Annotated in this window: 13 protein-coding genes; 6 read left to right on the top strand and 7 right to left on the bottom strand. The window is 57.8% G+C overall.

Going from position 1 to position 13,744, the window contains the following annotated elements:
* Positions 1 to 21: 21 nt before the first annotated feature.
* From RBB47_RS02380 to RBB47_RS02355, 6 genes are all read right to left on the bottom strand, one after another.
* Entirely contained in the window at positions 22 to 1,455 is a 1,434-nt protein-coding gene (locus tag RBB47_RS02380; RefSeq protein ID WP_305984121.1) for an MmgE/PrpD family protein, read from the bottom strand.
* A gap of 52 nt (positions 1,456 to 1,507) precedes the next feature.
* Complete coding sequence (locus RBB47_RS02375; RefSeq protein WP_305984120.1) at positions 1,508 to 3,019, bottom strand: tripartite tricarboxylate transporter permease; 1,512 nt, start codon at positions 3,017 to 3,019, stop codon at positions 1,508 to 1,510.
* 11 nt (positions 3,020 to 3,030) lie between these two features.
* The gene (locus tag RBB47_RS02370) at positions 3,031 to 3,489 is read right to left on the bottom strand and encodes a tripartite tricarboxylate transporter TctB family protein (protein WP_305984119.1); all 459 of its coding nucleotides are present in this window, start codon (positions 3,487 to 3,489) and stop codon (positions 3,031 to 3,033) included.
* Between the two features lie 64 nt (positions 3,490 to 3,553).
* Positions 3,554 to 4,510 (bottom strand): tripartite tricarboxylate transporter substrate binding protein, encoded by a 957-nt coding sequence (locus tag RBB47_RS02365; protein WP_305984118.1) that lies wholly within the window; start codon positions 4,508 to 4,510, stop codon positions 3,554 to 3,556.
* A gap of 149 nt (positions 4,511 to 4,659) precedes the next feature.
* Complete coding sequence (locus tag RBB47_RS02360) at positions 4,660 to 5,343, bottom strand: GntR family transcriptional regulator (RefSeq protein WP_305984117.1); 684 nt, start codon at positions 5,341 to 5,343, stop codon at positions 4,660 to 4,662.
* Between the two features lie 83 nt (positions 5,344 to 5,426).
* Positions 5,427 to 6,230, bottom strand: a complete 804-nt coding sequence (locus tag RBB47_RS02355; RefSeq protein ID WP_305984116.1) for an AraC family transcriptional regulator — start codon at positions 6,228 to 6,230, stop codon at positions 5,427 to 5,429.
* 110 nt (positions 6,231 to 6,340) lie between these two features.
* Here RBB47_RS02355 and RBB47_RS02350 point away from each other — a divergent pair, with 110 nt between their 5' ends.
* The 6 genes from RBB47_RS02350 (at position 6,341) to RBB47_RS02325 (ending at position 11,955) form a co-directional block, all read left to right on the top strand.
* Positions 6,341 to 6,877, top strand: coding sequence for a peroxiredoxin-like family protein (locus RBB47_RS02350; RefSeq protein ID WP_305984115.1), 537 nt, complete (start codon positions 6,341 to 6,343; stop codon positions 6,875 to 6,877).
* Positions 6,878 to 7,434: 557 nt separating this feature from the next.
* Positions 7,435 to 7,647 (top strand): hypothetical protein, encoded by a 213-nt coding sequence (locus tag RBB47_RS02345; protein WP_305984114.1) that lies wholly within the window; start codon positions 7,435 to 7,437, stop codon positions 7,645 to 7,647.
* Positions 7,648 to 7,935: 288 nt separating this feature from the next.
* Positions 7,936 to 10,134: a phosphoribosylformylglycinamidine synthase subunit PurL gene (gene purL / locus RBB47_RS02340; protein WP_305984113.1), complete on the top strand. Its 2,199-nt coding sequence runs from the start codon at positions 7,936 to 7,938 to the stop codon at positions 10,132 to 10,134.
* A gap of 42 nt (positions 10,135 to 10,176) precedes the next feature.
* On the top strand, positions 10,177 to 10,410 hold the full coding sequence (locus RBB47_RS02335; RefSeq protein ID WP_305984112.1) for a BolA family protein: 234 nt from the start codon (positions 10,177 to 10,179) through the stop codon (positions 10,408 to 10,410).
* Between the two features lie 100 nt (positions 10,411 to 10,510).
* On the top strand, positions 10,511 to 10,846 hold the full coding sequence (gene grxD, locus RBB47_RS02330; protein WP_305984111.1) for a Grx4 family monothiol glutaredoxin: 336 nt from the start codon (positions 10,511 to 10,513) through the stop codon (positions 10,844 to 10,846).
* 827 nt (positions 10,847 to 11,673) lie between these two features.
* Positions 11,674 to 11,955 (top strand): antitermination protein, encoded by a 282-nt coding sequence (locus RBB47_RS02325; protein ID WP_305984110.1) that lies wholly within the window; start codon positions 11,674 to 11,676, stop codon positions 11,953 to 11,955.
* 20 nt (positions 11,956 to 11,975) lie between these two features.
* On the opposite strand, the gene RBB47_RS02320 is transcribed toward RBB47_RS02325, so the two are convergent.
* The gene (locus tag RBB47_RS02320) at positions 11,976 to 13,583 is read right to left on the bottom strand and encodes a DUF427 domain-containing protein (protein WP_305984109.1); all 1,608 of its coding nucleotides are present in this window, start codon (positions 13,581 to 13,583) and stop codon (positions 11,976 to 11,978) included.
* Between the last annotated feature and the right edge of the window lie 161 nt (positions 13,584 to 13,744).

Genomic DNA, 13,744 nt, shown 5'->3' with positions numbered 1-13,744 from the left:
GGGCCTCTGTTTTCGGTCGCCTCAGCGCTTTTGCCGCAATAAGTCTGCAAGCACAGTCACATCGGCAAGGCCGACCGTTTTCCAGGCCGTTTCAATCAGGCGATCCTGACCCGGCCCGTCGAGCAACCCTTCGCAGCACGAACGCACCTTTCCTTCGAGCTCAGCGTCGCTCATCGGGTTTTCCGGACCGCCGCGATAGCGCTCATCCGCCCAGCCGGCGACCTCAGTACCATCGTTCAGTTCGATCGTGATCCGCGAGCGCATGACGTCAAAGCCCTGTGCTTCGATCTCCTGGTCGAGTTCTGTGCGGATCCGCCGCTGCATCGCCTGCATGGCCTCGCTCTCCACGAACTCATCGGAAAACTCGCGTTTGCCGGCCTTGCGCGCAAGAGCGATCATGGCGAGAGCCGCCGGCAGGGAGAACTTGGCTTGCAGATGGTTTGCGGCAATCGGATAGCGGATCGGCTTCAAAATGTTGGTACCGGCATGCACGGTAACCCCTCTGATCGTCTCGGGCGCGATATCTGCATCCGTTACCAGCCGCAACATGAGATCAATTGTCGGATGGGTCAGGACACCACAGGGATAGGGCTTGATCGAGACGCCGGGCTCCAGAATTGTCCAGGTCCTGCCGAAGCCCTGGCTGACTTTTTCCTGACTGATGCCCCCACCCTGAACGGCAAAGAAACCCCATGGACCGTCAAGTGCCTGAGGATCTGCCGTGTAGCCACGGCTCGCCAGAAGGGCGGCAGTGATGCCGTTTTCACAGGCCCGTCCGACATGGAGCGGTTTGGTCATTGTGCCGAAGTTGCAGCGAATACCGGCTGCAAGGCTCGCTGCGATCCCGAAGCCCCAGCGCAATTTGTCCCCGGTCAGGCCAAGCAATTTCGCGGCTGCGGCGTAGGCACCGAATGTACCGACCGTACCGCTGGAATGCATGCCGCGCATATAATGCTGCGGCAACATCCACTCCGATATCTTGCACTCGACTTCGAAGCCCGTCAGGAAGGCCAGCATGAATGTCTTGCCGTCAACATTGCCGAGCTTCTGCGCCATGACGAGCGACGCGGTCAAAGGCGGTATCGTTGGATGCGTCAGAAGACCATAGATATGCGCCGGATCGACACTGACCTGGCTGTCGTCCCAGTCATGGGCGTGACCGGAGGTCCCCAGGACACGGGCTGCCATGGGCGCCGGAACACGCATTTCCTGGCCGATGACACGGGCATCGGCGCGCCCGCCCGTGTCCATGGCTTCCTCGATCAGGATCTCGACCATCTCGTGATCAGAACCTGCGACGAAGAGGCCGAGCCCGTCCAGCACGCAGCGTGTCCCGAGCCGGATGGCCTCTTCCGGCAAGTCGTCAAAGCTGACGGTTTCCACGAAGTCCGCCGCTGCGTCCGTGACGGCGATGTCTTCGGGTATGTCTGCAAAGATGTTCCTGGCAACAGACATTGGGAATGATCCTTCTATTCAGATAGTTCGGGGATTGGGGAATGCGCTCGCGTCACTCGTTGCCGTGTGCCAGGCGATCCGCTTCCTCGCGTTTTCTCGATTTGATGAGCCGGCCGATAGGCGTCGAAAAGATGCTGACGACGGCAAGGATGAAGAAAAACACCGCGATTGGCCGCGTGAAAAACTTCCACGCATCCTGATCGAACAGGATCATCGACTGGGCGAGTGAATTCTCCACGAGGTGTCCAAGAACCAGGCCCATGATGATGGGTGCCGGCGAGAAACCTGCCCGGTTGAGGAAGTAGCCGATAAAGCCCGCAATCAGCATGATGTAGACATCGTTGAGCGATTGCCCCACGCCGAAGGCGCCGACGACACACAGGCAGAACACGGCCGGCCAGAGGAACTGGCGCGGGATCAGCGAGATCCGGGAGAAGTAGCGCGCTCCGACCAGCCCGAAGGCAAGGAACACGAAGTTCGCCAACAGCATCGCAAAGAAGATCGCATAGAGCAGGTTCGGCTGGTTTTCGAACAGATAGGGCCCGGGACGCAGCCCGTGGATCTGCAGACCACCGAGAATGACGGCAGCCGTTGCCGAACCGGGAATGCCGAGCGCAAGGGTGGGCACCATGGCACCGCCCGTGGCCGCATTGTTGGCAGCTTCAGGTCCTGCAACGCCTTCAAGTTCGCCCTTGCCGAAGTTCTCCTTGTTCTTGGACCAGCGCTTGGCTTCGTTGTACCCGATCATCGCCGCGACAGTGCTGCCCTCGGCCGGCAGAATGCCGACAAAAGTTCCGATGCCGGAAGAACGCAGGATGGTTTTCCAGACGCGCTTGAAGTCGTCGACTGTTGGCAGCTTGAGGGCCGACATCGCGAACCGCTCGAGAGGACGGTCCTTTTGTCCGGCCTGGTCCAGCAATTCAGCCATAGCGAACAAGCCGATAAGCACTGGAATAAAGCTGATCCCTTCGTAGAGCTCGGGAACGCCGAACGTGAAGCGTTCAACACCCGTGGTCAGATCCACCCCGACGGTGGCGATGAGAACACCGAACGCTCCGCCGATCAGGTTCTTGATCGCGGATTTGCCGCTGATCGAAGCCAGCATCGAAAGGCCGAAAACGGTCAGCGCGAAATATTCGGGGGGCCCGAACCTGTAGGCGATCGTCGCCAGGAAGGGCGCAGCAAAAATCAGCACGAACAGACTGAAGACGCCGCCGGCAACGCTCGAGGCTGCCGCCATGCCGAGCGCCCGGCCCGCCTGGCCGTTTTTCGCCAGCGGATACCCGTCGAAAGCAGTCGCTGCTGCAGGTGGCGCTCCCGGCGCATTGATGAGGATCGCGGTGATTGACCCGCCGAACGTTCCGGCGCAATAGAGCGCGGCGAGCATTGCAATCGCCGGTATCGGGTCAAGATAGATCGTGAACGGCAGCAACAGTGCCACTGCCATGGAGCTTGAAAGACCGGGCAACGCACCGACAAGAACGCCAACGAGGGTTCCGGCGCAGATGAGAAGCAAGGTCTGTGGCTGCAGGATTTCGAGCAGGCCGCCAACGAGCATTTCCATGGGCCCCTCCCTTAGCTGAGGAATGCCAGCGGTCCGAGCGGAAGCCGCAGACCGAGCAGGATTTGAAAGACGATGTAAATCGCGACGGGAACGGCAACGGCGAAGAGCGCGACAAGTTTGAAGTCACGCGCGCCCCAAAGCAGCGGCAGCGAACCGCAAACCAGAAAGAACGTCAGGGGAACGCCGATAAATGGGGTTGCAAAGGCCGCAGCTCCGAGAAGTCCGGCGGTTGCCCACATCTTCCAGGGCGGCATATCCGACGAGGTTTTCTCACCGCTGCGAAGACCTTGCGCAATCATGAGGACAGCCAGGGCTGCAATCACGCTGAGAACAAGACGCGGCATATGGGTCGCAGGCATGCCTTGTGCCGCTCCCAATGGATCGCTGTCAAATGTCGTAGTCACATAATAAAGTGCGGCGCACAGGATCAAGATGAGGCACCCGGGCACCAGATCCTTCGGAAAAGTCATGGCACATCCTCCCTTGCCAGCGCGGCGCACACCGGTTTGGCATGCGCCGCAAAGACCCGTTTGATTATTTTCTCAGGCCAAGATCGCCGAGAGTCTGGTAGATGTTGGCGTACATGGAGCGGATCTGCTCATCCCACTCTTCGGCTCCGCCAATGGAGGTGTTGTCCAGACCGATACCTTCCAGATAAGCTTGGTAGGTGCCGTGGTTCATGGCCTTCAGAAGCTTTTCTTCCAGCGCCGCAACGCGCTCGTCCGGCGTGTCAGCCATGACAACGATGCCGCGAACGGTAGAGAAATTGACGTCTTCGACGCCCAATTCCGCAAGTGTCGGTGTGTCCGGAAGGGCTGACAGTCGCTTGGTGGCCATCACGGCAAGCGGAATGAAGTCGCCCGATTCAATTCCATCAACTGCTTCACCATAGTTCAGGCCGGCCGCCTGGATGTTTCCGCCCATCAGGTTGGTCACCATCGCACCGCCGCCGTCAAAAGGCACATAGGCGATTTTCACGCCGGATTTGTTGGAGAACGTGATCGCCGCGATGTGATCGATCCCTCCGGCCTGCGTGCCACCCCACTTGATCGGCGCTTTTTCACCGGCTGCCTTCAGATCTTCAAAAGACGTAATACCCGAGCTCTTGGAAACGACGAGAATAATGGGATCGTCGGTAGAGCGCACAACACCCTTGATTTCGTCGACGCTGATCGGCGCCCGGCCCCGGGCCATGGTGATCAGGTGCGTCGGAGTGATTGCCATGAGGGTATGACCGTCGGCGGGCTTGCCGGAGACATATGACATGGCAACGGTGCCGCCTCCACCCTTCTTGATCTGCACGAATGCATCGGTTCCAAGCTCACGGCGCGCCCGGATCAGCATCGTGCGCGCTGTGGTATCGGTGCCGCCACCAGCAGAGGCGTGAGTTACGACTTCGACTGGTTGAGAAGGAAAGTCGTTCGCCAGGCCCTGCCCGGCCATAAGCGCAAGTGTGGTTGCGGCAATCGCCGCTGATTTCAGAAAAGTCATTCGATCCTCCCATCGATTTGGGCACGACGCACGAAGTCGAGCGTCAATGGGAGCGCAACCTAAATTGCAAACTGTAAACTGTCAACAGTTTTCAATTTTGTTTTTTGGCTGACCTCTGCGTTCAGATCTCACCTGCTTAAGCTTTGGGTCTAGGAAGGTGCGGACATGCGTGCCCAGCCACCGGCAACGTGCCGGCGCATGGCGCTGTCTGCCGCTGCTGCGTCACGGGCCAGCAGTGCATCAATGATGGCGCGGTGCTCCTGGTTGGAAACGAGGAGATTGCCTTTTTGAACAAGTCCTCGGCGCCGGAACAAATGGAGTTGGTTGACGATCCAGCGGTAACTTTGCTGCAAGGCCGGGTTTTCAGCCGCGCTCACCAGCAAACCGTGGAAATCGAGATTGAGAGTGTAATAGCGGGACAGATTCCCCTCTCCTGCCGCAACATCCATTTTTTCAACGAGTTTCAAAAGGTTGTCCAGCATCTCGTCGCTCGCACGCTCAACGATCAGTCGGCCCGTGAGACCGGCAAGCGCGCCGCGGACCTCGTAAAGATCGCGGGCTTCCTCAAGCGTCATTTCCCGCACATACATGCCGTGATTGGTAGCACTGACGAGCAATCCGGCCTGTTCCAGACTTCTGCAGGCTTCGCGGATCGGTCCCCTGCTGACGCCGAGACGGCCCGCTAACGCGCTTTCATTGATCCGGTCGCCGGCTTCCAGCTCCCCCGAAATGATCATCTCCTCGATCGCCTCAAGCACAATCGTGCTCAGGGTTTTGGAGCGGCGGCGGCTGATCTGTTCGAGCGCCGAGTTGCTGGATGATTCATTGGACATGGCTGAAAAATAAGGCCTGGCTGAAAACTGTCAACGATAATGCAACACCAGTCGCACGGCGCTTGGGCGGTGCTTGATCGGTTTCAGGCGGCCTGTTTGCGCTTTTGCTTCGGTGGATAGCCAAACCGTCGCGAAAAGGCCCTCGAAAACGCCGCCGGGCTGGAGAATCCGCAAAGGGTGGCGACCGACTTGACCTGGCGCCCGGTCTCAAGTTCTGCGCGCGCAATATCCAGCCGCCAGTTGGAGAGGTAACCCATCGGTGTTGCGCCCACCAGATCCTTGAAGGTGACGGCAAACTGGGTGCGGGACATGCCCGCGGTTTCCGCGAGTTTTTCCAGCGTCCAGGTTTCTCCCGGTGCTTCGTGAATTGCAACGAGCGCTGCCGCGATCCGCGGATGGGCCAAACCATTCAACAATCCGGTATCCGCCTTGCCCTCTTCCATTGCATGACGCAAGAGCCGGATCACAACGACCTCGCACAGGCGCTGAAAGGCCGCCTGCCCTCCGCACCGTGGTGTCGTTGCTTCCTCTATGAGCGGCGTCACAACAGCCGTCAGATAGGGTTCTTCAGAAAGAGGCACCGAAATACAAGCAGGCAGCGCATTGATCAGCTGCTTGCCGATCCCCGTGATCGTAATATGTGCAGCCACCAGAGGCGTTTCGCCAGGTTGAGGGGCAGTCTCGGGAAAATCCTGGATTGCCTCATCCCGGAGCGGAGAAAACACCAGCCGGAGCGCGCCGTCCCGATGCGTAAAGATGACCAGATTGGCGGCACCTATGTTCGGCTCTTCGACAAGTGCATTGACCACATGCACCCTCAGTCGGTCGATAAGCGATGACAGCCGATCCAGTTTCCCGCTGAATGACGTTCGGTATGCTACGGGCACTTTCGTACTCCTGATCATCTTTTTAGGATGTTTCTTCTTCATCCGTTCGCTATTTTAAGCCTATAGAGAGGCAAATGTGAAGCCTTGGTCCAACCAGCATGAGGAAAAAGATGCTTGTCCCACGTCAGCAGGTCCCTGGCCTCGCCGTAGAAACCCTGAATTCCGGTTCGTTCGATCTCGCACAAGACGGCGCGGAGTTTGCCACGCTCGTTGTTTTTTATCGCGGTCTTCATTGCCCGATCTGTGCGTCCTACCTCAAAGAACTTGGCCGCCTCACCGATGACTTCGCTGCAAAGGGCGTCAAGACCATCGCAATCTCATCCGACGACCAGGACCGCGCCCAGAAGATGGCGGACAAGGTCGGTATCGATAGTCTGCGCTTCGGCTACGGCCTTCCGCTGAGTGTCGCGAAGGAATGGGGCCTTTATATCTCCACCAGCCGCGGCACCACATCCATCGGCATCGAAGAGCCGGCCCTCTTCTCCGAACCGGGCGTTTTCCTGGTGCGGGGTGACGGCACACTCTATTTCGCATCTGTTCAGACGATGCCTTTCGTTCGCCCGCATTTCCAGGAAATGGTCGGTGCGCTCGACTTCGTCCAAAAGAACGACTACCCGGCCCGCGGCGAATATACCGGCGCGGTCTGAGTGTCGTACCTCCGGGCCGGGATCCCACTCCCGGTCCGGGGTCAGACATTACCTGCAAGACTTGATTGTCCGAATAGTCTCCCGCACCGCCGAAAAGCGCCGGGCAATAGCGTTAATTTTCTTGGTTTTTCAGTATAGCTTCTTAGTCTAGCGCGCCTGATACAGCGGCATTGCGGTTGCGGGGGCATTCGAATATCCCCAAAAGACCCAGGTTTTTTCCTCAACTTTATGTTATCGAACGCTGTTCGATGACAGCTCAGTTATAACACTTAAATATTTGAATTTATTGAGAAAAAAGAAAAAGACCCTGACATCTACGCCGAGCCGAAACCGCTCAGGCGAGATGGAGATACCGAGATTTACCTAAACTTTTAATCATATTGAGTCGTTATTCTTTACAATCCTATTGCAACCTATTACTCTACGTATCGTTGTTTTTAAACTACTATATCAAAAGTATTACCTGATACTAAAAAGACGAACACACAATGGAACCCAGTGACAAAGCAATAGTGTTTTGCAAGAAAATTCTTGACAAAAACAGATCGAGCCACGGTTTGACCATGCAACTAGACAATCACACTGACGCTTTAACAGAGCTGACCCCGGAACGCCTTTTGCTGCGTCTCATGCGACTGGAAAACACGGTCCAGGAGCTCCGCCAGCAAACCACGTTCAAGGACAGGGAAATCAAGCGCCTGGAAACGCAAATGCGCGAGTGGCAACAGGTCACTTTGAAACTCCAGTCGCGGGTCGCCAAGCGAGCATAATATTGATGTGGTGCGATGGCCGCGCCCCTCGCGGCCAAATAGCCCAAGCGCTTTCAATCGGACCGGGATCTTGATAAGGCCCCGGTGACAGGGTGCAGTTGAACATAAGAGCGTTCGCGCAGCGGCTTTGTAGCCGCACTGTCGGGGTGAGACAGCCTTGTCCCGCCTCCATGAAACAAAGTTTCGCCCTTCCCCTCCCTTTTCCAGACGCAATCTGCTAAACGGCGGCAACACTGCCCGGCCGTACCCGTTCGGCCATTCGCAGCAGCCCCAACGTAGCGGAACGCCATGATCCCGAACGACATCAAGATCACGCCCGACCTGATTGCTTCCCACGGCCTGAAACCGGATGAATATGAGCGCATCCTGGACCTGATCGGACGAGAACCGACCTTTACCGAACTCGGAATCTTCTCGGCCATGTGGAACGAACACTGTTCCTACAAATCTTCGAAGAAATGGCTGAAAACACTGCCTACCGAAGGCCGGCGCGTGCTTCAAGGCCCGGGTGAAAATGCCGGTGTCGTCGATATAGGCGATGGTCAGGCCGTGGTCTTCAAGATGGAGAGCCACAACCACCCGTCTTATATCGAGCCGTATCAGGGAGCTGCGACTGGTGTCGGCGGTATCCTGCGCGATGTCTTTACCATGGGTGCCCGTCCCGTCGCGGCGATGAATGCACTGCGATTCGGCGAACCGGAGCATCCACGCACCCGTCATCTTGTTTCCGGAGTCGTTTCCGGCGTCGGCGGCTACGGCAACTCATTCGGCGTCCCGACCGTGGGCGGCGAAGTCGAGTTTCATGCCCGCTACAATGGCAATTGTCTGGTAAACGCCTTCGCGGCCGGACTTGCCCGGTCCGATGCGATTTTTCTCTCCAAGGCGGAAGGCATCGGCTTGCCGGTCGTCTATCTCGGCGCCAAGACCGGTCGCGACGGGGTTGGCGGCGCAACGATGGCATCTGCGGAGTTCGACGATACGATCGAGGAAAAGCGCCCGACAGTTCAGGTCGGCGATCCCTTTACCGAAAAATGCCTTCTCGAAGCCTGCCTTGAGCTTATGGAAACCGGCGCAGTCATCGCAATCCAGGACATGGGTGCCGCCGGCCTGACCTGCTCCGCCGTTGAAATGGGTGCCAAGGGCGATCTCGGCATCGAGCTTGATCTCGACAAGGTGCCGGTGCGCGAAGACCACATGAGCGCCTACGAGATGATGCTGTCGGAAAGCCAGGAACGCATGCTGATGGTGCTGCGTCCGGCCATGGAGCAGGAAGCTGAAGCCATTTTCAGAAAGTGGGGTCTCGACTTTGCCATTGTCGGCGTCACCACCGACACGCTCCGCTTCGTCGTCAAGCATCAGGGCGACGTGGTTGCCGATCTTCCGATCAAGGAACTCGGCGACGAGGCTCCCGAATATGACCGGCCCTGGGCGGAGGCTGCCAAATTGCCGCTGCTTGCCGCAACTGACTTGGAAGAGCCCGCCGACTACGCAAGCGCGCTGAAAGCTTTGGTCGGAAGCGCCAACGGCTCCTCCCGCCGCTGGGTCTACGAGCAATACGACACACTGATCCAGGGCAACACAGCCGCTTCGCCGGGCGGCGATGCGGGCGTGATCCGTGTCGAGGGAACACGCAAGGGTCTTTCCTTTTCAGTCGACGTGACCCCGCGCTATTGCGAAGCAGACCCGTTCGAGGGCGGCAAGCAGGCGGTTGCCGAAGTCTGGCGCAACCTGACTGCCGTTGGATCGGAACCGCTGGCAGCGACCGACAACCTCAATTTCGGCAATCCGGAAAGGCCGGAGATCATGGGCCAGTTCGTCGGATGCATCAAAGGCATCGGCGAAGCCTGCCGTGAACTCGACTTCCCGATCGTCTCGGGCAATGTCTCGCTTTACAACGAAACCCACGGCGAAGCGATTTTGCCAACCCCGGCAATCGGCGGCGTCGGCTTGCTGCCGGACGTGACCGTGCGTGCAGGTGCAGCATTTGCGAACGAAGGCGACGCCATACTGCTGATTGGCGGCTTCGGAAAACACCTTGGTGCGTCTCAGTATCTTGCCGACATCCTCGGACGGGAAGAAGGCGCTCCTCCCCCGGTCGATCTTGCGGCCGAGAAGCGTCGCGGTACGCTGGTGCGCCAGTTGATTGGTGCTGCCCGCCTGACCGCTGTTCACGACATTTCCTCCGGAGGCCTCGGCGTTGCCCTGGCTGAAATGGCCATCGCAGGCGGCATCGGGGCAACCGTCAAGATCGACGGACCGGCGCACGCGGCATTGTTTGGCGAGGATCAGGGGCGATATGTGCTGACCGTGTCGCAGGAAAGAGTGGATGCCGTCCTGGAAGACGTTTTGGATGCCGGTATTGAAGTTCAACTAATCGGCAAAACGGGCGGTAAGGATTTGACTGTTGAGGGTGTTCTCACCATATCCGTTGCAAACTTACAAAAAGCACACGAAGATTGGTTCCCGAATTACATGGCTGGCAGCTAAGCCTTTTGGCTTTCAGGAACTTAAAATAAGGACAGACGTACGATGCCGATGAACGCGAACGAGATCGAAACCCTGATCAAGACGGCTCTGCCTGACGCTCGGGTCGAGATCCGGGATTTGGCTGGCGACGGCGATCACTATGCGGCAAATGTCGTATCGGAATCCTTTCGCGGCAAAAGCCGCGTTCAGCAGCATCAGATGGTGTATGAAGCTCTGAAAGGAAATATGGGCGGCGCTCTGCATGCTCTTGCGCTGCAGACCAAGGCCCCAGACTGAGTGGAACGAACAAACACGTTGCCGCAAACCAGAGCGGCAGCTTTAAACCGCTTGCGAACATGACCGGCACGGCGGACGAAGACATAAAGGACGAACGAACATGAGCATCCAGGACTGGATCAAGAACGAAGTCGACAGCAACGACGTGGTGCTGTTCATGAAGGGCACGCCGAATTTCCCGCAATGCGGTTTTTCCGGTCAGGTCGTTCAGATCCTCGACTATGTCGGCGCGCCTTACAAAGGCATTAACGTTCTTGAGGACGATGAACTGCGCAACGGCATCAAGGAATTCACCAACTGGCCGACCATCCCGCAGCTCTATGTAAAGGGCGAGTTCGTCGGCGGCTGCGACATCATCCGTGAAATGTTCCAGAACCAGGAGCTCCAGGGCCTGCTCACCGAAAAAGGCGTCGAGACTGCCCAGCAGTCCGCCTGAGCTTGATTCAAAATTTCAGAAAACAACACGAAGGGACGGTTTTCCGTCCCTTTTTTCGTTTTGATGTTTTGAACCATGCCGTTCCAGCAAGGGAACGGTCGGGACACATACGCATAATGACCTCCCTGCTCTGGTCGTCCTACGTCTCGACCTTGAGACTCATGCCGTAACCGCTCCTGGAGCGAAGCGGTGTCTTTGGGGTTATCTCCTCGGCAAAAACTTGTCATTCCGGCTGAAGCGCTGCGAAAGGCCGCAATCCAGTAAACTCTTGCCTGACCACCATTTTCTATCATTGGCCACGTGGAATACTGGATCCCGGTCTTGCCGCTTATGCGGCAAACCGGGATGACAAGTCCGGGAGAGCATTGCGTATCGGCGCTGGTCGGCGGAGGAGAGACACGCGCAGTTCCCTCCCTGCTCCGGTCGTCCCATGGCTCGACCATGGGACCAATGCCGTGCGCATTCATGGAGCAAGGCCATATGCTTGGGCGAATGCGCCGCTTGGATTGCCGGATCAAGCCCAAGAATGACAGCTCACGCGGGCTTTCTTTACCAGGCCATTGGACAAATCGGGCTGAAACAGGCCGAAAACACCCTTTTTCCCGACAGGATGCCCACCGAATCCACCCCTAATTGCGGCTTATCCAACGCTAAACCGAATCAAATCTGGCTGAATTGGGGCAAATCCTCGGCAAAAATCAACGAATCGCCTAAGATGAACCCCAGGTGAATGCGGATGTCAGAGTGAGTACAGGTGCGTTCCGCCATTCTCCGACCATATCGCAGGGCCAGGCGTGGAGCTTGGCCGGGAAATGGGACCGGGGACGATGAACAAGTTTGCTGTTGCAACCACCTCTACTTTCGCACTGGCCTTGGCCGGGCTCGGCTTTGTCATATCAGGAAATCCCTCAAGCGACCGGGAGTTGCGCCGGGTCGAATGCCAGGCGATCACCATGTTCACACCGACACAGAGTAAGAGTGCGGAAGAGCTTTGCGCCAACTATGGCGGAGTTGCCGAACTGGGATCCGAACCAAGCAAGGCCGGCCTCGTAATCCTTGTTCGCAATCAGCCCATGGGCGGATTTGCAGGCGGAAACACGGTCCGCTGAAGTCTTTCTTTGAAAGTCGGTCAGCTCTCTGGGGATTGGTTGCCCAATATTGCGAGCGCTTCGACCGGCTCGGCCACATTGTGCAGGTTCAGTTTTCCGAGACTTTCGGTGGAAAACCCGGACGCACGAGCGACTTCTCCGGACGCCACGATCGCCTGACCGTTGATCTTGCCGTGATCACCGAGCCGGGCGGCAATATTGGCGGCGCTTCCAATCACCGTGAAGTCCAGCCGTTCTTTTGATCCGACATTGCCGTAAGTGACATCGCCATAGGCAATGCCGATGGCGCATGACAATGCCAGCGTGTCCGCTTCCTCATCCGGTTCAGCCAGTGCCGAGACAATTTTGTCCGCGCTCTCGACCGCGTGGCGGCATGCTTGCGCATGTCCGGACGTTGCCGGGAAAATCGCAAGCACGGCATCGCCGATGAATTTCAGCACCTCGCCGTCATGGGCGTTGACGATGTCCGTCGCCGTCTCGAAAAACCGGTTGAGCACGGCCACATACTGGTCCCGGCCGAGTTCGGCTTCCAGCCTTGTGGAATGACGCAGATCGCAAAACAGGATCGCAGCATCAATCTCATCGCCGTCGCCGCGCCGGATCTCCCCTCCCAGGACCCGCGCGCCCGTGCGTTTGCCCAGGTAGGTTTCCAGGAGAGTGGTGGCGTTGGATGTCAGTGCAAAGACCTCGAACAGCCTGCTGAGCAAGGCGGAACACTCGAAGATGAGGCCCAGGTTTGCTGTTGTGAACCCGTTTGGATGGTCGCATGCCAGCGTCAAAACGTTGATCCGACCGTCCGAAAACGGAAGCGGCATGGCAACGTAGTCGGTAACCCCCTGCTCCTTCAGATCTTCCATGATCGGAAAGTTGAACTCGTCCGGATTGGTGTCCAGCCGCTGCCTGACACCGCCAAGCCCGTCCGCAACGTGCTGGAACGGGCTGTCCTTGAAGACCGGGCTTTCAAGGATTTCATAGGACGGAAAACGGCTTGTCACCTCCTCCTCACCCCGAACCCAGATGCAGTTCTGACCCGCGATCATCGGATGCAAGGACCAGATGAGGATGCTCATCCGGCTAACGGCGACACCATCTTCCACCAGCTTGTTGCCGAGCGCGGCAAGCAGATCCTGCGGTGTCTTTTCCAGCCAGGCTTCACGCAAAAGCCAGTCGACGATCGGTCCGGAAATATTCCCGGTTGTCATTTCGTCAATGGGAGCACCCTGATGGTCGATGCTGGTCGCGATACCCGGCATGAAGGCATAACATCCGTCGACGGCCTGTCCTTCCGGCAACGCGTTTGGATAGTGCCACGCGCCGTTCTCAAACACTTCTTCACCCAACGAGACGTGACAGTAGGAGGCTGTCCCCTTGAACGGACAGAAGGTCTTGTGTTCAGTTGTCGGCTCCAAACCGGCAACTACATCTTCTGCGGGAAAATAGACGACCGGCGGCAATCGGGTTTCATACATCACCCGCGCCCTGGTCGAACGGGCGATCACCTGCTCTCCCCGTCTGGCTGTCACCTCGCCGGAGAGCTGCTCCACGACGATCCCGTAGTCATTTGATGTCTGCTGCACACGAACGGTCATGGCGAAGAGATAGGTGTGCAAGCGGATTGTGTCCAGCACTCAGTCGAGCGCCGACAAGGTCGTTCGGACGATCTGCCGTCCTGCGGGAGCGCCACAGACGGGGTGCGCCTTGTTTGCTCTACGCTTTGAATGTCGGACTGTCCAGCGTCTCATTAATCTGCAAATATGGCCACGGTTCCCTTCACAGTATGTCTTCGAAG

The organism is Roseibium sp. MMSF_3544 (genome assembly GCF_030732845.1).
Lineage (GTDB): Bacteria > Pseudomonadota > Alphaproteobacteria > Rhizobiales > Stappiaceae > Roseibium.
Note: the sequence above shows the minus strand (reverse complement) of the source record. Positions and strands in the feature narration are given on the sequence as shown.